We start from the raw sequence: 17,673 nt of genomic DNA on the forward strand, positions 1-17,673 counted from the left end.
ATATGAAAATTCATATTCCGTCAGCGGCAAGTAATATAGTCGATGGTAATAGTCCTCCTTCCGATATACAAGCGAAGGAGGTATCGTTTCCTCCCCCTGAAATTCCAGCGCCTGGCACCCCCGCAGCCCCTGTGCTGCTTACGCCTGAACAAATAAGGCAGCAGAGGGATTATGCTATACATTTTATGCAATACACTATTCGTGCGCTGGGTGCGACAGTCGTGTTTGGGTTATCGGTTGCTGCAGCGGTAATTTCTGGCGGGGCAGGATTACCCATTGCTATTCTTGCGGGGGCGGCGCTCGTGATTGCTATTGGGGATGCTTGCTGTGCGTATCATAATTATCAATCGATATGTCAGCAAAAGGAGCCATTACAAACCGCCAGTGATAGCGTTGCTCTTGTGGTCAGTGCGCTGGCCTTAAAATGTGGGGCAAGTCTTAACTGCGCTAACACCCTTGCTAATTGTCTTTCTTTATTAATACGTTCAGGAATCGCTATTTCTATGTTGGTTTTACCCCTACAGTTTCCACTGCCCGCGGCTGAAAATATTGCGGCCTCTTTGGACATGGGGAGTGTAATTACCTCCGTTAGCCTGACGGCGATAGGTGCGGTACTGGATTATTGCCTTGCCCGCCCCTCTGGCGACGATCAGGAAAATTCTGTTGATGAACTTCATGCCGATCCCAGTGCGTTATTGGCGGAACAAATGGCAGCGCTCTGTCAATCTGCTACTGCACCTGCATTAATGGACAGTTCTGGTCATACATCTCGGGGAGAACCATGAAACCTGTTAGCCCAAATGCTCAGGTAGGAGGGCAACGTCCTGTTAACGCGCCTGAGGAATCACCTCCATGTCCCTCATTGCCACATCCGGAAACCAATATGGAGAGTGGTAGAATAGGTCCTCAACAAGGAAATGAGCGGTTATTGGCCGGACTTGCGAAACGAGTGATAGAGTGTTTTCCAAAAGAAATTTTTAGTTGGCAAACGGTCATTTTGGGCGGACAGATTTTATGCTGTTCCGCTGGAATAGCATTAACAGTGCTAAGTGGTGGAGGCGCACCGCTCTTAGCCCTGGCGGGAATTGGCCTTGCTATTGCCATCGCGGATGTCGCCTGTCTTATCTACCATCATAAACATCATTTGCCTATGGCTCACGACAGTATAGGCAATGCCGTTTTTTGTATTGCTAATTGTTTTGTCAATCAACGCAAAAGTATGGCGATTGCTAAAGCTGTCTCCCTGGGAGGTAGATTAGCCTTAACCGCGACGGTAATGACGCATTCATACTGGAGTGGTAGTTTGGGACTACAGCCTCATTTATTAGAGCGTCTTAATGATATTACCTATGGACTAATGAGTTTTACTCGCTTCGGTATGGATGGGATGGCAATGACCGGTATGCAGGTCAGCAGCCCATTATATCGTTTGCTGGCTCAGGTAACGCCAGAACAACGTGCGCCGGAGTAATCGTTTTCAGGTATATACCGGATGTTCATTGCTTTCTAAATTTTGCTATGTTGCCAGTATCCTTACGATGTTTTTATTTTAAGGAAAAGCATTATGGATATTGCACAATTAGTGGATATGCTCTCCCACATGGCGCACCAGGCAGGCCAGGCCATTAATGACAAAATGAATGGTAATGATTTGCTCAACCCAGAATCGATGATTAAAGCGCAATTTGCCTTACAGCAGTATTCTACATTTATTAATTACGAAAGTTCACTGATCAAAATGATCAAGGATATGCTTAGTGGAATCATTGCTAAAATCTGAAGTTATTAGCGACGATGTTCGACGGTTGCTGCTGGAAATCATGTTTGCGGGCGTTAACCATAGCCTGATTTCCCAGGTACATGCGATGTTACCAGCGCTAACGGTTATTGTTCCGGATAAAAAATTACAGTTGGTATGTCTGGCATTATTGTTGGCGGGTTTAAATGAGCCGCTAAAAGCCGCGAAAATTTTATCGGATATTGATTTGCCAGAGGCTATGGCGCTGCGTCTGTTATTTCCTGCACCAAATGAGGGGTTTGAAAATTGAATATTTCTGATATGAGCGTAGTGCCTGTAAGCACTCAATCTTATGTAAAGTCCTCTGCAGAACCGAGCCAGGAGCAAATTAATTTTTTTGAACAATTGCTGAAAGATGATGCATCCACCAGTAACGCCAGTGCTTTATTACCGCAGGTTATGTTGACCAGACAAATGGATTATATGCAGTTAACGGTAGGCGTCGATTATCTTGCCAGAATATCAGGCGCAGCATCGCAAGCGCTTAATAAGCTGGATAGCATGACATGAAGGTTCATCGTATAGTATTTCTTACTGTCCTTACGTTCTTTCTTACGGCATGTGATGTGGATCTTTATCGCTCATTGCCAGAAGATGAGGCGAATCAAATGCTGGCATTACTTATGCAGCATCATATCGATGCGGAAAAAAAACAGGAAGAGGACGGTGTTACCTTACGTGTCGAGCAGTCGCAGTTTATTAACGCGGTTGAACTACTTAGACTTAACGGTTATCCGCATCGTCAGTTTACAACGGCGGATAAGATGTTTCCGGCTAATCAGTTAGTGGTATCACCCCAGGAAGAACAGCAGAAGATTAATTTTTTAAAAGAACAAAGAATTGAAGGAATGCTGAGTCAGATGGAGGGCGTAATTAATGCAAAAGTGACAATTGCGCTACCGACTTATGATGAGGGGAGTAACGCTTCTCCGAGCTCAGTTGCCGTATTTATAAAATATTCACCTCAGGTCAATATGGAGGCCTTTCGGGTAAAAATTAAAGATTTAATAGAAATGTCAATTCCTGGGTTGCAATACAGTAAGATTAGTATCTTGATGCAGCCTGCTGAATTCAGAATGGTACCTGATGTACCCGTGAAACAAACATTCTGGATTATGGACGTGATCAACGCCAATAAAGGGAAGGTGGAGAAGTGGTTGATGAAATACCCTTATCAGTTGATGTTATCGTTGACAGGACTGTTAATAGGAGTGGGCATCCTGATCGGCTATTTTTGCCTGAGACGCCGTTTTTGAGCCGACCTGATCCCGAGGTGTTGCAACTTTATCGTTATTTCTGGCAACCTGCTCGTTACGCTGTACCGGAATGGCTTGATAAGCTGGGTTTTCATCCTTCAAACTGCTGGCGTTATGGCGATCGGCCCGAGTTGGATCGTCTTCTTGACAGAGCGTTAAATAGACTAAGGGGAAGCTCTGTTATTCCAGCCTGTTTAAATGGCAGGCAAAAACGGCAGGTTCGTCTTGCGCCGCGTATATCGGCATTTGCCTTTGGGCTGGGATTATTCAAACTCAGGTGCAGTGACTATTTTATGCTACCAGAGTATCGGCAATTGCTTCTACAGTGGTTTAGCGAGGATGAGATCTGGCAGCTATATGGTTGGTTGGGGCAAAGAGATGGCAAATTACTTCCTCCGCAAGTGATGCAACAAACTGCATTGCAGATCGGTACCGCCATTCTTAATCGGGAAGCGCATGACGATGCGGTTTTACATGCGCTATTAGTATTATTACCCCCTCCGCAGCGTATACTTTGGCCGAAGACTTCTCTTACCGAGATTATCTTCATGGAGCATTTGCTATGAGTTTCACTTCACTTCCACTGACGGAAATTAACCATAAGCTACCCGCTCGAAATATTATTGAGTCACAGTGGATAACATTACAATTAACTTTATTTGCACAAGAGCAACAAGCTAAGAGAGTTTCACATGCTATTGTGAGCTCCGCTTACCGTAAGGCTGAAAAAATCATCCGAGACGCCTATCGTTATCAGCGTGAACAGAAAGTTGAGCAGCAACAAGAACTAGCGTGGTTGCGTAAAAATACGCTGGAAAAAATGGAAGTGGAATGGCTGGAACAGCATGTAAAACATTTACAAGACGATGAAAATCAATTTCGTTCATTGGTCGATCAAGCAGAGCATCATATTAAAAATAGTATAGAACAGGTTCTGTTGGCCTGGTTCGACCAACAGTCGGTAGACAGTGTTATGTGCCATCGTCTGGCACGCCAGGCTACGGCTATGGCGGAAGAGGGAGCGCTTTATTTGCGTATTCATCCTGAAAAAGAGGCATTGATGCGTGAAACTTTTGGCAAGCGGTTTACGTTGATTATCGAGTCTGGTTTCTCTCCCGATCAGGCTGAACTTTCCTCAACACGATATGCCGTTGAATTTTCACTTTCTCGTCATTTCAACGCGTTACTGAAATGGTTACGTAATGGTGAAGATAAAGGAGGTAGCGATGAATATTAAAATTAATGAGATAAAAATGACGCCCCCTACAGCATTTACCCCTGGCCAGGTTATAGAGGAACAAGAGGTTATTTCGCCTTCAATGTTAGCTCTCCAGGAGTTACAGGAAACGACGGGGGCAGCGCTCTATGAGACGATGGAAGAAATAGGAATGGCGCTGAGTGGTAAACTGCGCGAAAGTTATAAATTCACTGATGCTGAGAAACTGGAGCGCAGACAGCAGGCTTTGCTGCGTTTGATAAAACAAATACAGGAGGATAATGGAGCAACGTTGCGTCCGCTTACCGAAGAGAATAGTGATCCTGATTTACAGAATGCGTATCAAATTATCGCTCTTGCAATGGCGCTTACTGCCGGCGGGTTGTCAAAAAAGAAAAAACGCGATTTGCAATCGCAACTGGATACGCTTACAGCGGAGGAGGGATGGGAACTTGCCGTTTTTAGTTTACTGGAACTTGGCGAAGTGGATACCGCTACGCTGTCCTCGCTGAAGCGTTTTATGCAACAGGCGATAGACAACGATGAAATGCCCTTATCGCAGTGGTTCAGACGCGTGGCAGACTGGCCGGATCGCTGTGAACGGGTCCGTATTTTGCTAAGAGCGATAGCCTTTGAACTTAGCATATGCATCGAACCCTCGGAGCAAAGTCGTTTGGCCGCAGCATTAGTACGTTTGCGTCGTTTGTTGTTATTCCTTGGCCTTGAAAAAGAGTGCCAGCGTGAGGAGTGGATTTGCCAGTTGCCGCCTAATACATTACTGCCGCTACTACTCGATATTATTTGTGAGCGCTGGCTTTTCAGTGATTGGTTGCTTGATAGACTTACCGCTATAGTTTCTTCATCGAAGATGTTCAATCGGCTACTCCAACAACTTGATGCGCAGTTTATGCTGATACCCGATAACTGTTTTAACGACGAAGATCAACGTGAACAAATTCTCGAAACGCTTCGTGAAGTAAAGGTAAATCAGGTTTTATTCTGATACCTGGCTTTCAATATTTAGGTAAATTGGCGTTCTGGCTCATCATGAGGCGGCAGGATGGATTGGGATCTCATTACTGAACGTAATATTCAGCTTTTTATTCAATTAGCAGGATTGGCTGAACGGCCTTTAGCAACCAATATGTTCTGGCGGCAAGGACAATATGAAACCTATCTAAACTATCATAACGGTCGTATTCACTTATGTCAGATACTCAAGCAAACCTTCTTAGACGAAGATCTGCTTTTTAAAGCCTTAACTCACTGGAAACCTGCAGCGTTCCAGGGTATTCCTCAGCGATTATTTTTGTTGCGCGACGGGCTTGCAATGAGCTGTTCTCCTCCTCTTTCCAGCTCCGCCGAGCTCTGGTTACGATTACATCATCGACAAATAAAATTTCTGGAGTCGCAATGCGTTCATGGTTAGGTGAGGGAACTAGGGCGCAACAGTGGCTCAGTGTATGCGCGGGTCGGCAGGATATGGTTCTGGCGACGGTGTTATTAATCGCTATTGTGATGATGCTGTTACCTTTGCCGACCTGGATGGTTGATATCCTGATTACTATCAACCTTATGTTTTCAGTGATCCTGCTCTTAATTGCTATTTATCTTAGTGACCCTCTCGATTTATCGGTATTTCCGTCTTTATTACTTATTACTACATTATATCGTTTGTCACTCACAATCAGCACATCACGGCTGGTACTGTTACAACATAATGCCGGTAATATTGTGGATGCTTTCGGTAAGTTTGTCGTAGGAGGAAATCTCACCGTTGGGTTGGTCGTATTTACCATCATTACTATCGTGCAGTTTATTGTCATTACAAAAGGTATCGAGAGGGTGGCGGAAGTTAGCGCACGTTTCTCGCTTGATGGGATGCCAGGCAAACAAATGAGTATCGATGGCGATTTGCGTGCCGGAGTTATCGATGCAGACCATGCCCGTACATTAAGACAGCACGTCCAGCAGGAAAGCCGCTTTCTCGGTGCGATGGACGGTGCGATGAAATTTGTTAAAGGCGATACGATTGCCGGTATTATTGTTGTTCTGGTGAACATTATCGGCGGTATTATTATCGCTATCGTACAATATGATATGTCGATGAGTGAGGCTGTTCACACTTATAGCGTACTGTCAATCGGAGATGGTTTATGTGGACAAATTCCATCGCTGCTGATTTCCCTTAGCGCGGGAATTATTGTCACCCGTGTTCCGGGTGAGAAACGCCAGAACCTGGCGACAGAGTTGAGTTCTCAAATTGCCAGACAACCTCAGTCGCTAATATTAACCGCTGTGGTTTTAATGCTCCTCGCCTTAATTCCTGGCTTTCCTTTTATCACTCTCGCTTTCTTTTCAGCGTTGTTAGCATTGCCAATTATCCTCATTCGTCGCAAAAAGTCTGTGGTTTCCGCAAATGGCGTCGAAGCACCGGAAAAAGATAGTATGGTTCCCGGCGCATGTCCTCTAATCTTACGTCTTACCCCGACGTTACATTCTGCCGACCTGATTCGTGATATTGACGCCATGAGATGGTTTTTATTTGAGGACACCGGCGTCCCTCTCCCTGAGGTGAATATTGAGGTTTTGCCTGAACCCACCGAAAAATTGACGGTACTGCTATATCAGGAACCCGTATTTAGTTTATCTATTCCCGCCCAGGCGGATTATTTATTGATAGGCGCGGACGCTAGTGTGGTGGGTGACAGCCAGACGTTACCGAACGGGATGGGGCAGATCTGTTGGCTTACAAAAGATATGGCCCATAAGGCGCAAGGTTTTGGACTGGACGTTTTCGCGGGCAGCCAACGTATCTCTGCCTTATTAAAATGTGTCCTGCTTCGGCATATGGGAGAGTTTATTGGTGTTCAGGAAACGCGTTATCTAATGAATGCGATGGAAAAAAACTACTCTGAGCTGGTGAAAGAACTTCAGCGCCAGTTACCCATTAATAAAATCGCTGAAACTCTGCAGCGGCTTGTATCAGAGCGGGTTTCTATTAGAGATTTACGTCTTATTTTCGGCACCTTAATTGACTGGGCGCCACGTGAAAAAGATGTCCTGATGTTGACAGAATATGTCCGTATCGCGCTTCGCCGTCATATTCTGCGTCGTCTTAATCCGGAAGGAAAACCGCTGCCGATTTTGCGGATCGGCGAAGGTATTGAGAACCTCGTGCGTGAATCCATTCGCCAGACGGCAATGGGGACCTATACTGCGCTGTCGTCTCGTCATAAGACGCAGATCCTGCAACTTATCGAGCAGGCGCTGAGGCAGTCAACCAAATTATTCATTGTCACTTCTGTCGACACCCGACGTTTCTTGCGAAAAATTACAGAAGCCACCTTGTTCGACGTACCGATTTTGTCATGGCAGGAATTAGGAGAGGAGAGCCTTATACAAGTAGTAGAAAGTATTGACCTTAGCGAAGAGGAGTTGGCGGACGATGAAGAATGAATTGATGCAACGTCTGAGGCTGAAATATCCGCCCCCCGATGGTTATTGTCGATGGGGCCGAATTCAGGATGTCAGCGCAACGTTGTTAAATGCGTGGTTGCCTGGGGTATTTATGGGAGAGTTGTGCTGTATAAAGCCTGGAGAAGAACTTGCTGAAGTCGTGGGGATTAATGGCAGCAAAGCTTTGCTATCTCCTTTTACGAGTACTATCGGACTTCACTGCGGGCAGCAAGTGATGGCCTTAAGGCGACGCCATCAGGTTCCCGTGGACGAAGCGTTATTAGGGCGAGTCATTGATGGCTTTGGTCGTCCCCTTGATGGCCGCGAACTGCCCGACGTCTGCTGGAAAGACTATGATGCAATGCCTCCTCCCGCAATGGTTCGACAGCCTATTACTCAACCATTAATGACGGGGATTCGCGCTATTGATAGCGTTGCGACCTGTGGCGAAGGGCAACGAGTGGGTATTTTTTCTGCTCCTGGCGTGGGGAAAAGCACGCTTCTGGCGATGCTGTGTAATGCTCCAGACGCAGACAGTAATGTTCTGGTGTTAATTGGTGAGCGTGGACGAGAAGTCCGCGAATTCATCGATTTTACACTGTCTGAAGAGACCCGAAAACGTTGTGTCATTGTTGTCGCAACCTCTGACAGACCCGCCTTAGAGCGCGTGAGGGCGCTGTTTGTGGCCACCACGATAGCAGAATTTTTTCGCGATAATGGAAAGCGAGTCGTCTTGCTTGCCGACTCACTGACGCGTTATGCCAGGGCCGCACGGGAAATCGCTCTGGCCGCCGGAGAGACCGCGGTTTCTGGGGAATATCCGCCAGGCGTATTTAGTGCATTGCCACGACTTTTAGAACGTACAGGAATGGGGGAAAAAGGCAGTATTACCGCATTTTATACGGTACTGGTGGAAGGCGATGATATGAATGAGCCGTTGGCGGATGAAGTCCGTTCACTGCTTGATGGACATATTGTGCTATCCCGACGGCTTGCAGAGAGGGGGCATTATCCTGCCATTGACGTGTTGGCAACGCTCAGCCGCGTTTTTCCAGTCGTTACCAGCCATGAGCATCGTCAACTGGCGGCTATATTGCGACGGCGCCTGGCGCTTTACCAGGAGGTTGAACTGTTAATACGCATTGGGGAATACCAGCGAGGAGTTGATACAGATACTGACAAAGCCATTGATACCTATCCGGATATTTGCACATTTTTGCGACAAAGTAAGGATGAAGTATGCGGCCCCGAGCTACTCATAGAAAAATTACACCAAATACTCACCGAGTGATCATGGAAACTTTGCTGGAGATAATCGCGCGGCGTGAAAAGCAATTACGCGGCAAACTTACCGTACTTGATCAGCAGCAACAGGCGATTATTACGGAACAGCAGATTTGCCAGACGCGTGCTTTAGCAGTGACTACCAGACTGAAAGAATTAATGGGCTGGCAAGGTACGTTATCTTGTCATTTATTGTTGGATAAGAAACAACAAATGGCCGGGCTATTCACTCAGGCGCAGAGCTTTTTGACGCAACGGCAGCAGTTAGAAAATCAGTATCAGCAGCTTGTCTCCCGGCGAAGCGAATTACAGAAGAATTTTAATGCGCTTATGAAAAAGAAAGAAAAAATTACTATGGTATTAAGCGATGCGTATTACCAAAGTTGAAGGAAGTCTAGGGTTGCCATGCCAGTCTTATCAGGATGATAACGAGGCGGAGGCGGAACGTATGGACTTTGAACAACTCATGCACCAGGCATTACCCATTGGTGAGAATAATCCTCCTGCAGCATTGAATAAGAACGTGGTTTTCACGCAACGTTATCGTGTTAGTGGCGGTTATCTTGACGGTGTAGAGTGTGAAGTATGTGAATCAGGGGGGCTAATCCAGTTAAGAATCAATGTCCCTCATCATGAAATTTACCGTTCGATGAAAGCGCTAAAGCAGTGGCTGGAGTCTCAGTTGCTGCATATGGGGTATATAATTTCCCTGGAGATATTCTATGTTAAGAATAGCGAATGAAGAGCGTCCGTGGGTGGAGATGCTTCCAACGCAAGGCGCTACCATTGGTGAGCTGACATTGAGTATGCAACAATATCCAGTACAGCAAGGGACATTATTTACCATAAATTATCATAATGAGCTGGGTAGGGTGTGGATTGCAGAACAATGCTGGCAGCGCTGGTGTGAAGGGTTAATTGGCACCGCTAATCGATCGGCTATCGATCCTGAATTGCTATATGGAATAGCTGAATGGGGGCTGGCGCCGTTATTGCAAGCCAGTGATGCCACCCTCTGTCAGAACGAACCGCCAACATCCTGCAGTAATCTACCACATCAGCTAGCGTTGCATATTAAATGGATAGTTGAAGAACATGAGTTCCATAGCATTATTTTTACATGGCCAACGGGTTTTTTGCGCAATATAGTCGGAGAGCTTTCTGCTGAGCGTCAACAGATTTATCCTGCTCCTCCTATTGTAGTCCCTGTATATTTAGGCTGGTGCCAGCTTACATTAATTGAACTTGAGTCTATCGAAATCGGCATGGGCGTTCGGATTCATTGCTTTGGCGACATCAGACTCGGTTTTTTTGCTATTCAACTACCAGGGGGAATCTACGCAAGGGTATTGCTGACAGAGGATAACACGATGAAATTTGACGAATTAGTCCAGGATATCGAAACGCTACTTGCGTCAGGGAGCCCAATGTCAAAGAGTGACGGAACGTCTTCAGTCGAACTTGAGCAGATACCACAGCAGGTGCTCTTTGAGATCGGACGTGCGAGTCTGGAAATTGGACAATTACGGCAACTTAAAACGGGGGACGTTTTGCCTGTAGGTGGATGTTTTGCGCCAGAGGTGACGATAAGAGTAAATGACCGTATTATTGGGCAAGGTGAGTTGATTGCCTGTGGCAATGAATTTATGGTGCGTATTACACGTTGGTATCTTTCCAAAAATACAGCGTAAACCTGATAAGAAAAATAATATGCGAACAATATAATAGCGTTCCAGGTCGTGTCATGAGAGATACAGTATGTCTTTACCCGATTCGCCTTTGCAACTGATTGGTATATTGTTTCTGCTTTCAATACTGCCTCTCATTATCGTCATGGGAACCTCTTTCCTTAAACTGGCGGTGGTATTTTCGATTTTACGAAATGCTCTGGGTATTCAACAAGTTCCCCCAAATATCGCACTGTATGGCCTTGCGCTTGTACTTTCCTTATTCATTATGGGGCCGACGCTATTAGCTGTAAAAGAGCGCTGGCATCCGGTTCAGGTCGCTGGCGCTCCTTTCTGGACGTCGGAGTGGGACAGTAAAGCATTAGCGCCTTATCGACAGTTTTTGCAAAAAAACTCTGAAGAAAAGGAAGCCAATTATTTTCGGAATTTGATAAAACGAACCTGGCCTGAAGACATAAAAAGAAAGATAAAACCTGATTCTTTGCTCATATTAATTCCGGCATTTACGGTGAGTCAGTTAACGCAGGCGTTTCGGATTGGATTACTTATTTATCTTCCCTTTCTGGCTATTGACCTGCTTATTTCAAATATACTGCTGGCTATGGGGATGATGATGGTGTCGCCGATGACCATTTCATTGCCGTTTAAGCTGCTAATATTTTTACTGGCAGGCGGTTGGGATCTGACACTGGCGCAATTGGTACAGAGCTTTTCATGAATGATTCTGAATTGACGCAATTTGTAACGCAACTTTTATGGATCGTCCTGTTTACGTCTATGCCGGTGGTGTTGGTGGCATCGGTAGTTGGTGTCATCGTAAGCCTTGTTCAGGCCTTGACTCAAATACAGGACCAAACGCTACAGTTCATGATTAAATTATTGGCAATTGCAATAACCTTAATGGTCAGCTACCCATGGCTTAGCGGTATCCTGTTGAATTATACCCGGCAGATAATGTTACGAATTGGAGAGCATGGTTGAATGACACAACAGTTAAATGAGTGGCTTATTGCATTGGCTGTGGCTTTTATTCGACCATTGAGCCTTTCTTTATTACTTCCCCTATTAAAAAGTGGCAGTTTAGGGGCCGCACTTTTACGTAATGGCGTGCTTATGTCACTTACCTTTCCGATATTACCAATCATTTACCAGCAGAAGATTATTATGCATATTGGTAAAGATTACAGTTGGTTAGGGTTAGTCACCGGAGAGGTGATTATTGGTTTTTTAATTGGGTTTTGTGCGGCGGTTCCCTTTTGGGCCGTTGATATGGCGGGGTTTCTGCTTGATACTTTACGTGGCGCGACAATGGGTACGATATTCAATTCTACAATGGAAGCTGAAACCTCACTTTTTGGCTTGCTTTTCAGCCAGTTTTTGTGTGTTATTTTCTTTATAAGCGGCGGCATGGAGTTTATATTAAACATTCTGTATGAGTCATACCAATATTTACCGCCAGGGCGTACTTTATTATTTGACCGGCAATTTTTAAAATATATCCAGGCAGAGTGGAGAACGCTTTATCAATTATGCATCAGCTTCTCTCTTCCTGCCATAATATGTATGGTATTAGCCGATCTGGCTTTAGGTCTTTTAAATCGGTCGGCACAACAATTGAATGTATTTTTCTTCTCAATGCCGCTCAAAAGTATATTAGTTTTACTAACGCTACTGATCTCATTCCCTTATGCTCTTCATCACTATTTGGTTGAAAGCGATAAATTTTATATTTATCTGAAAGACTGGTTCCCATCTGTATGAGCGAGAAAACAGAACAGCCTACAGAAAAGAAATTACGTGATGGCCGTAAGGAAGGGCAGGTCGTCAAAAGTATTGAAATAACATCATTATTTCAGCTGATTGCGCTTTATTTGTATTTTCATTTCTTTACTGAAAAGATGATTTTGATACTGATTGCGTCAATAACTTTCACATTACAATTAGTAAATAAACCATTTTCTTATGCATTAACGCAATTGACTCATGCTTTGATAGAGTCATTGACTTCTGCACTGCTGTTTCTGGGCGCAGGGGTAATAGTTGCTACTGTGGGTAGCGTGTTTCTTCAGGTGGGGGTGGTTATTGCCAGTAAGGCCATTGGTTTTAAAAGTGAGCATATAAATCCGGTAAGTAATTTTAAGCAGATATTCTCTTTACATAGCGTAGTGGAATTATGTAAATCCAGCCTAAAAGTTATCATGCTATCTCTTATCTTTGCCTTTTTCTTTTATTATTATGCCAGTACTTTTCGGGCGCTACCGTACTGTGGGTTAGCCTGTGGCCTGCTTGTAGTTTCTTCTTTAATAAAATGGTTATGGGTAGGGGTAATGGCTTTTTATATCGTCGTTGGCATACTGGACTATTCTTTTCAATATTATAAGATTAGAAAAGATCTAAAAATGAGTAAAGATGACGTAAAACAGGAGCATAAAGATCTGGAGGGAGACCCTCAAATGAAGACACGGCGTCGGGAAATGCAGAGTGAAATACAAAGTGGGAGTTTAGCTCAATCGGTTAAACAATCTGTTGCGGTAGTGCGTAATCCAACGCATATTGCGGTTTGTCTTGGCTATCATCCCACCGATATGCCAATACCACGCGTTCTGGAAAAAGGTAGTGATGCTCAAGCTAACTATATTGTTAACATCGCTGAACGCAACTGCATCCCCGTTGTTGAAAATGTTGAGCTGGCCCGCTCATTATTTTTTGAAGTGGAACGTGGAGATAAAATTCCTGAAACGTTATTTGAACCCGTTGCAGCCTTGTTACGTATGGTGATGAAGATAGATTATGCGCATTCTACCGAAACACCATAAATGCTTTTGGTATGCTTCTTCAGGCCACTGCGAAGGTTAAGAGGGGTAATACAGTATAGTGCAGCGCTTGACGATAAAGGTGAGAGACTGAAAATAATCGCTTTTAGCCTGGCACAAGCACCAGATAGCGTATTTTAAAATTACACAAGAAATGGATTGGTGCGTCTGAATGGACTCGAACCATCGACCCCCACCATGTCAAGGTGGTGCTCTAACCAACTGAGCTACAGACGCATTAAAATGATGGTGCGTTCAATTGGACTCGAACCAACGACCCCCACCATGTCAAGGTGGTGCTCTAACCAACTGAGCTATGAACGCAACGTTGTAGGTGACAACGGGGACGAATATTAGCGTCACAACTGCAATGAGGCAAGAGGGAAATCGCAATTTTCTTCCTGAAATCACCTGATTGCGGTGGAAATATGCAACATGTCGAGAAAATAGCCGCCATGCGACGGCTATCGTCGTATTATCGCGCAGCGCGCTGCAAAATGATGGCGGACGGCTGACGTTGTAGATAGCGCATCCGTAGCATCATTAACACCGCCGCCGAGGTCAGGCCGATGATGAACCCCATCCAGAAGCCCGCCGGTCCCATACGATCCACCACCAGATCCGTTAACGCCAGGATATAACCGCTGGGTAAACCTAACACCCAGTAGGCGGTAAAGGTGATAAAAAAGATGGAACGCGTATCTTTATAACCGCGCAGAATACCGCTGCCGATAACCTGTATAGAGTCGGAAATCTGATAAACCGCGGCGAGCAGCATTAATTGCGCGGCAAGCGCCACGACCTCGGGGTTGTCATTGTAGAGCAAAGCAATATGCTTACGCAGAGTAACGGTAAAGATCGCGGTAACCACAGCCATACAAATGCCGACGCCTAAACCGGTACGCGCTGCGGTTTGCGCATCCAGCGTCGAGCCCTGGCCCAGACGATAACCCACTCGAATCGTTACCGCCGCAGCCAGCGACATCGGCAGTACGAACATCAGCGAGCTAAAGTTAAGCGCAATCTGATGACCCGCGACATCCACAATACCTAATGGCGAAACCAGCAGCGCAACGACCGCAAACAACGTCACTTCAAAGAACAGCGCCAGCGCAATCGGCAACCCCAGTTGAATCAGGCGCTTCATGACGACGCTATCGGGTTTGCCAAAGCCTGTTTCATTACGAATATCACGCATTGAACGCGCGTGTTTAATGTAAGAAAGCATGGCGATAAACATCACCCAATAGACCGCCGCGGTCGCAACGCCGCAGCCGATACCGCCGAGTTCCGGCATACCAAAATGGCCATAGATAAAAATATAGTTCACCGGAATATTCACCAGCAGGCCCAAAAATCCCATCACCATACCCGGTTTGGTTTTGGCCAGACCTTCGCACTGGTTTCGCGCTACCTGGAAGAAAAGGTATCCTGGCGCGCCCCACAGTAGCGCGCGAAGATAACCCACGGCTTTATCAGCTAGCGCCGGATCAATATTATGCATGGAGCGGATAATGTATCCGGCATTCCACAGGACAATCATCACCAGCACGGAGACAAAGCCCGCCAGCCAGAACCCTTGTCGAACCTGATGCGCGATACGCTCACGACGGCCGGAGCCATTGAGTTGCGCAATCACGGGCGTCAAGGCCAGCAGTAAGCCGTGACCAAACAAAATGGCGGGAAGCCAGATAGAGGTGCCGATAGCGACGGCAGCCATGTCCGTAGCGCTATAGCCTCCTGCCATGACGGTATCGACGAATCCCATTGCGGTCTGTGCCACTTGCGCAAGGATCACCGGTATCGCTAACGCTAATAACTGACGCGCTTCACTGGTATACTTCTGCACGTATTCACCTTTTATTTTGTTGTTATATGAAAGACTAAAAAGCCGCCGTAGTGGCAGCCAAAAGAAATAGCAGGGGAAATTTCAGTCTATTGTAGCGGGGTATTACTATTTCTCCAGCGAAAAAACAGTTGTTAACGGCGCATTGCTGGCAAGCTGTTTTTCCACCTGCTATTGTGCTGAACAGTTCTGCTTTTATTTATTTCAGGAGTTGAAGATATGTTTACGGGGATCGTACAGGGTACCGCGAAACTGGTATCGATTGATGAAAAACCCAACTTTCGCACCCATGTGGTGACGTTACCGGACTACATGCTGGAGGGGCTGGAGACGGGGGCGTCGGTAGCGCATAACGGATGCTGTTTGACGGTGACTGAAATAAACGGCAACCAGATAAGTTTCGATCTGATGAAAGAAACGTTGCGCATCACCAATCTGGGCGCGTTGAGGGTAGGTGATGAGGTCAACGTAGAGCGCGCCGCCAAATTCAGCGATGAAATCGGTGGTCATCTGATGTCGGGGCATATTATTACGACGGCGGAGATCGCGAAAATCCTGACCTCCGAAAATAACCATCAGGTGTGGTTTAAAGTGCAGGATGCGTCCCTGATGAAGTATATCCTGTATAAAGGCTTTATCGGCGTCGACGGCATCAGTTTGACCGTCGGCGAGGTAACGCCAACGCGCTTCTGCGTGCATCTCATTCCGGAAACGCTGGAACGTACTACGCTTGGCAGAAAAAAACTGGGTGAGCGTGTGAATATCGAGATCGATCCGCAAACGCAGGCGGTTGTTGATACCGTAGAACGCGTACTGGCTGCACGAGAAAATGCGGTCAGAAATCAGGCCGACATTGGCTAACGGAAAATAAGATTCCCCCGCATGAAATACGGGGGAGATGATTAGCGAGGAACGCGCAGACCGTTTTCAACGCCGCGCGTAAATACCACCTGCCAAAGCTGGATATCACGCGCGCGAAACGCACCCGCGCAGGCGTTGAGATAATAGCTGAACATACGTTTAAAGCGCTCGTTATAATTGCCCGCAATCTCTGGCCAGGCATTGATAAAGCGCTCATGCCACGCCATCAGAGTCGTGTCATAGTCGGCGCCAAAGTTATGCCAGTCTTCCATTACAAAGTGTGATTCGCTGGCCTCGGCGATTTGACGAACAGACGGCAAACAACCGTTGGGGAAAATATACTTATTGATCCACGGATCGACATTATGATCGGTTTTTTTAGAACCAATAGTATGGAGCAGGAAAAGACCATCCGGTTTTAAATTCCTGTCAACAACCTCAAAATAGGTGTTGTAGTTTTTTGGCCCGACATGTTCGAACATACCGACGGAGACGATTCGGTCAAACTGATCGTTAAGATCGCGATAATCTTCCAGGAGAATGGAGACATCCAGACCTTCGCAACGCGTCTGCGCCATTTTTTGTTGTTCAGCGGAGATCGTTACGCCCACCACGCTAACGCCATAATGGGTCGCCATATATTGCGACAGGCCGCCCCAGCCGCAGCCGATATCCAGCACACGCATCCCGGGTTGTAGCTGTAGCTTTTCGCAAATTAATTTCAGCTTGGCTTGCTGTGCCGCTTCCAGCGTATCGGCATCTTTCCAGTAGGCGCAAGAATATTGCATATAGGGATCGAGCATACGGGAAAAAAGGTCATTACCAAGATCGTAATGTTCCTTGCCGACAATCCAGGCGCGTTTTTTACTTTGTAGATTAATCAGACGCGCGCCGAGGATACGGAGCGTATCTTTAACATGGTGGGGGAGTTGATTTTCAAGACCGGCACGTAAGACTTTGCTGAAGAAAATATCCAGACGCTCGCATTCCCACCAGCCATCCATGTAACTCTCACCTAACCCCAACGATCCTTCCTGAAGGACGCGTTTAAAAAAATCGGGATTCTTAACACGAATGTCAGACGGGGCGGAACCATTAATTGTAATATCCGCGCGACTTAACAATTCGTTGGCGATTCGGTACCAGTTATCATCCGGTACGCTGACTTCTTCTATACACGATGAACTCATAGTTTCTCCATCACTGGACGGTGATCAGAACCTTAAAACAGCGTAGACGCTTTTTTGGCTTTGTGAGAAATCCCACGGGCAATTCCGTGAGCCAGTTATCCGACGTAGAACAGAGGAAGGGAGGAACCCTTGCCGAAAAGGCCATCCATGGTGAATCGGGAACGCTCCGGTTCCCGTTAATGCCTAATAATTATCGTAATATAAACAACCGTGAATCAGTATAGGCCGCAATTTTTGATGATTCAACCGAAAATTGTTAGCG

General features: G+C 46.1%; 22 protein-coding genes and 2 tRNA genes. 20 read left to right on the forward strand and 4 right to left on the reverse strand.

From position 1 onward, the window contains the following. Positions 1-2: 2 nt before the first annotated feature. From sseF to ssaU, 19 genes are all read left to right on the forward strand, one after another. Positions 3-785, forward strand: a complete 783-nt coding sequence (sseF, locus tag ACLJRE_RS05865; RefSeq protein ID WP_000690717.1) for a type III secretion systems effector SseF — start codon at positions 3-5, stop codon at positions 783-785. Next, complete coding sequence (gene sseG, locus ACLJRE_RS05870) at positions 782-1,471, forward strand: pathogenicity island 2 effector protein SseG (protein WP_023212229.1); 690 nt, start codon at positions 782-784, stop codon at positions 1,469-1,471. Before sseF ends, sseG begins: the two co-directional genes overlap by 4 nt. Before the next feature lie 93 nt (positions 1,472-1,564). Beyond that, positions 1,565-1,780: a type III secretion system needle filament protein SsaG gene (ssaG, locus tag ACLJRE_RS05875; protein ID WP_000350226.1), complete on the forward strand. Its 216-nt coding sequence runs from the start codon at positions 1,565-1,567 to the stop codon at positions 1,778-1,780. After that, positions 1,758-2,048 (forward strand): EscG/YscG/SsaH family type III secretion system needle protein co-chaperone, encoded by a 291-nt coding sequence (locus ACLJRE_RS05880; RefSeq protein WP_000444713.1) that lies wholly within the window; start codon positions 1,758-1,760, stop codon positions 2,046-2,048. The genes ssaG and ACLJRE_RS05880 overlap by 23 nt, the downstream gene beginning before the upstream one ends. A gap of 11 nt (positions 2,049-2,059) precedes the next feature. After that, positions 2,060-2,308 carry a SctI family type III secretion system inner rod subunit SsaI gene (ssaI, locus tag ACLJRE_RS05885; RefSeq protein WP_001562742.1) on the forward strand — a complete coding sequence of 83 codons (249 nt, stop codon included), beginning with the start codon at positions 2,060-2,062 and terminating at the stop codon, positions 2,306-2,308. Further along, positions 2,305-3,054, forward strand: a complete 750-nt coding sequence (gene ssaJ / locus ACLJRE_RS05890) for an SPI-2 type III secretion system apparatus lipoprotein SsaJ (protein ID WP_000862881.1) — start codon at positions 2,305-2,307, stop codon at positions 3,052-3,054. Before ssaI ends, ssaJ begins: the two co-directional genes overlap by 4 nt. 17 nt (positions 3,055-3,071) lie before the next feature. Continuing rightward, positions 3,072-3,620: a type III secretion system domain-containing protein gene (locus ACLJRE_RS05895; protein WP_023212228.1), complete on the forward strand. Its 549-nt coding sequence runs from the start codon at positions 3,072-3,074 to the stop codon at positions 3,618-3,620. After that, entirely contained in the window at positions 3,617-4,291 is a 675-nt protein-coding gene (ssaK, locus tag ACLJRE_RS05900) for an SPI-2 type III secretion system apparatus protein SsaK (RefSeq protein ID WP_000011206.1), read from the forward strand. The genes ACLJRE_RS05895 and ssaK overlap by 4 nt, the downstream gene beginning before the upstream one ends. Beyond that, complete coding sequence (gene ssaL / locus ACLJRE_RS05905) at positions 4,257-5,273, forward strand: SPI-2 type III secretion system apparatus protein SsaL (protein ID WP_000238886.1); 1,017 nt, start codon at positions 4,257-4,259, stop codon at positions 5,271-5,273. Before ssaK ends, ssaL begins: the two co-directional genes overlap by 35 nt. 57 nt (positions 5,274-5,330) lie before the next feature. Further along, positions 5,331-5,699, forward strand: coding sequence for an SPI-2 type III secretion system apparatus protein SsaM (gene ssaM, locus ACLJRE_RS05910; RefSeq protein ID WP_000383700.1), 369 nt, complete (start codon positions 5,331-5,333; stop codon positions 5,697-5,699). Continuing rightward, positions 5,684-7,729, forward strand: a complete 2,046-nt coding sequence (gene ssaV, locus ACLJRE_RS05915) for an SPI-2 type III secretion system apparatus protein SsaV (RefSeq protein ID WP_023212227.1) — start codon at positions 5,684-5,686, stop codon at positions 7,727-7,729. Before ssaM ends, ssaV begins: the two co-directional genes overlap by 16 nt. Then, the gene (gene ssaN, locus ACLJRE_RS05920; protein ID WP_001523896.1) at positions 7,719-9,020 is read left to right on the forward strand and encodes a SctN family type III secretion system ATPase SsaN; all 1,302 of its coding nucleotides are present in this window, start codon (positions 7,719-7,721) and stop codon (positions 9,018-9,020) included. The genes ssaV and ssaN overlap by 11 nt, the downstream gene beginning before the upstream one ends. A 2-nt stretch (positions 9,021-9,022) precedes the next feature. Beyond that, entirely contained in the window at positions 9,023-9,400 is a 378-nt protein-coding gene (gene ssaO / locus ACLJRE_RS05925) for an SPI-2 type III secretion system apparatus protein SsaO (RefSeq protein WP_000449092.1), read from the forward strand. After that, on the forward strand, positions 9,381-9,755 hold the full coding sequence (ssaP, locus tag ACLJRE_RS05930) for an SPI-2 type III secretion system apparatus protein SsaP (protein ID WP_001223304.1): 375 nt from the start codon (positions 9,381-9,383) through the stop codon (positions 9,753-9,755). The genes ssaO and ssaP overlap by 20 nt, the downstream gene beginning before the upstream one ends. Next, positions 9,736-10,704 carry an SPI-2 type III secretion system cytoplasmic ring protein SsaQ gene (ssaQ, locus tag ACLJRE_RS05935; protein ID WP_000944198.1) on the forward strand — a complete coding sequence of 323 codons (969 nt, stop codon included), beginning with the start codon at positions 9,736-9,738 and terminating at the stop codon, positions 10,702-10,704. Before ssaP ends, ssaQ begins: the two co-directional genes overlap by 20 nt. A gap of 67 nt (positions 10,705-10,771) precedes the next feature. Continuing rightward, positions 10,772-11,419, forward strand: a complete 648-nt coding sequence (gene ssaR / locus ACLJRE_RS05940) for an SPI-2 type III secretion system export apparatus protein SsaR (protein WP_000056367.1) — start codon at positions 10,772-10,774, stop codon at positions 11,417-11,419. Continuing rightward, positions 11,416-11,682, forward strand: a complete 267-nt coding sequence (gene ssas, locus ACLJRE_RS05945; RefSeq protein ID WP_000999982.1) for an SPI-2 type III secretion system apparatus protein SsaS — start codon at positions 11,416-11,418, stop codon at positions 11,680-11,682. Before ssaR ends, ssas begins: the two co-directional genes overlap by 4 nt. Then, positions 11,683-12,462: an SPI-2 type III secretion system apparatus protein SsaT gene (gene ssaT, locus ACLJRE_RS05950; RefSeq protein WP_000193733.1), complete on the forward strand. Its 780-nt coding sequence runs from the start codon at positions 11,683-11,685 to the stop codon at positions 12,460-12,462. Next, positions 12,459-13,517 (forward strand): SPI-2 type III secretion system apparatus protein SsaU, encoded by a 1,059-nt coding sequence (gene ssaU, locus ACLJRE_RS05955; protein WP_001291707.1) that lies wholly within the window; start codon positions 12,459-12,461, stop codon positions 13,515-13,517. The genes ssaT and ssaU overlap by 4 nt, the downstream gene beginning before the upstream one ends. Before the next feature lie 157 nt (positions 13,518-13,674). Here the strand turns inward: ssaU and ACLJRE_RS05960 are convergent. The 3 genes from ACLJRE_RS05960 to mdtK form a co-directional block, all read right to left on the reverse strand. Further along, positions 13,675-13,751, reverse strand: a tRNA-Val gene (locus ACLJRE_RS05960). 10 nt (positions 13,752-13,761) lie between these two features. Beyond that, a tRNA-Val gene (locus tag ACLJRE_RS05965) sits at positions 13,762-13,838 on the reverse strand. Between the two features lie 151 nt (positions 13,839-13,989). Beyond that, positions 13,990-15,363, reverse strand: coding sequence for a multidrug efflux MATE transporter MdtK (gene mdtK / locus ACLJRE_RS05970; protein WP_001175081.1), 1,374 nt, complete (start codon positions 15,361-15,363; stop codon positions 13,990-13,992). 216 nt (positions 15,364-15,579) lie between these two features. Between mdtK and ACLJRE_RS05975 the strand changes: the two genes are divergently transcribed. Then, positions 15,580-16,221: a riboflavin synthase gene (locus ACLJRE_RS05975; RefSeq protein WP_000493971.1), complete on the forward strand. Its 642-nt coding sequence runs from the start codon at positions 15,580-15,582 to the stop codon at positions 16,219-16,221. A 41-nt stretch (positions 16,222-16,262) separates the two neighbouring features. Here the strand turns inward: ACLJRE_RS05975 and cfa are convergent, their stop codons facing one another. Beyond that, the gene (gene cfa, locus ACLJRE_RS05980) at positions 16,263-17,411 is read right to left on the reverse strand and encodes a cyclopropane fatty acyl phospholipid synthase (protein ID WP_000098879.1); all 1,149 of its coding nucleotides are present in this window, start codon (positions 17,409-17,411) and stop codon (positions 16,263-16,265) included. Positions 17,412-17,673 lie beyond the last annotated feature (262 nt).

It is taken from the genome of Salmonella sp. SAL04157 (assembly GCF_046551635.1).
Taxonomy (GTDB): domain Bacteria; phylum Pseudomonadota; class Gammaproteobacteria; order Enterobacterales; family Enterobacteriaceae; genus Salmonella; species Salmonella enterica.

Bases quoted from the DNA above. Each gene is read 5' to 3' on its own strand.
- ssaN (WP_001523896.1), top strand. From the start codon at position 7,719: ATGAAGAATGAATTGATGCAACGTCTGAGGCTGAAATATCCGCCCCCC.
- ssaP (WP_001223304.1), top strand. From the start codon at position 9,381: ATGCGTATTACCAAAGTTGAAGGAAGTCTAGGGTTGCCATGCCAGTCT.
- ssas (WP_000999982.1), top strand. From the start codon at position 11,416: ATGAATGATTCTGAATTGACGCAATTTGTAACGCAACTTTTATGGATC.
- ssaO (WP_000449092.1), top strand. From the start codon at position 9,023: ATGGAAACTTTGCTGGAGATAATCGCGCGGCGTGAAAAGCAATTACGC.
- sseG (WP_023212229.1), top strand. From the start codon at position 782: ATGAAACCTGTTAGCCCAAATGCTCAGGTAGGAGGGCAACGTCCTGTT.
- ssaV (WP_023212227.1), top strand. From the start codon at position 5,684: ATGCGTTCATGGTTAGGTGAGGGAACTAGGGCGCAACAGTGGCTCAGT.
- ssaJ (WP_000862881.1), top strand. From the start codon at position 2,305: ATGAAGGTTCATCGTATAGTATTTCTTACTGTCCTTACGTTCTTTCTT.
- ssaM (WP_000383700.1), top strand. From the start codon at position 5,331: ATGGATTGGGATCTCATTACTGAACGTAATATTCAGCTTTTTATTCAA.
- sseF (WP_000690717.1), top strand. From the start codon at position 3: ATGAAAATTCATATTCCGTCAGCGGCAAGTAATATAGTCGATGGTAAT.
- ssaQ (WP_000944198.1), top strand. From the start codon at position 9,736: ATGTTAAGAATAGCGAATGAAGAGCGTCCGTGGGTGGAGATGCTTCCA.
- ssaG (WP_000350226.1), top strand. From the start codon at position 1,565: ATGGATATTGCACAATTAGTGGATATGCTCTCCCACATGGCGCACCAG.
- ssaL (WP_000238886.1), top strand. From the start codon at position 4,257: ATGGTGAAGATAAAGGAGGTAGCGATGAATATTAAAATTAATGAGATA.
- cfa (WP_000098879.1), bottom strand. From the start codon at position 17,411: ATGAGTTCATCGTGTATAGAAGAAGTCAGCGTACCGGATGATAACTGG.
- ssaU (WP_001291707.1), top strand. From the start codon at position 12,459: ATGAGCGAGAAAACAGAACAGCCTACAGAAAAGAAATTACGTGATGGC.
- ssaT (WP_000193733.1), top strand. From the start codon at position 11,683: ATGACACAACAGTTAAATGAGTGGCTTATTGCATTGGCTGTGGCTTTT.
- ssaR (WP_000056367.1), top strand. From the start codon at position 10,772: ATGTCTTTACCCGATTCGCCTTTGCAACTGATTGGTATATTGTTTCTG.
- ssaK (WP_000011206.1), top strand. From the start codon at position 3,617: ATGAGTTTCACTTCACTTCCACTGACGGAAATTAACCATAAGCTACCC.
- ssaI (WP_001562742.1), top strand. From the start codon at position 2,060: ATGAGCGTAGTGCCTGTAAGCACTCAATCTTATGTAAAGTCCTCTGCA.
- ACLJRE_RS05975 (WP_000493971.1), top strand. From the start codon at position 15,580: ATGTTTACGGGGATCGTACAGGGTACCGCGAAACTGGTATCGATTGAT.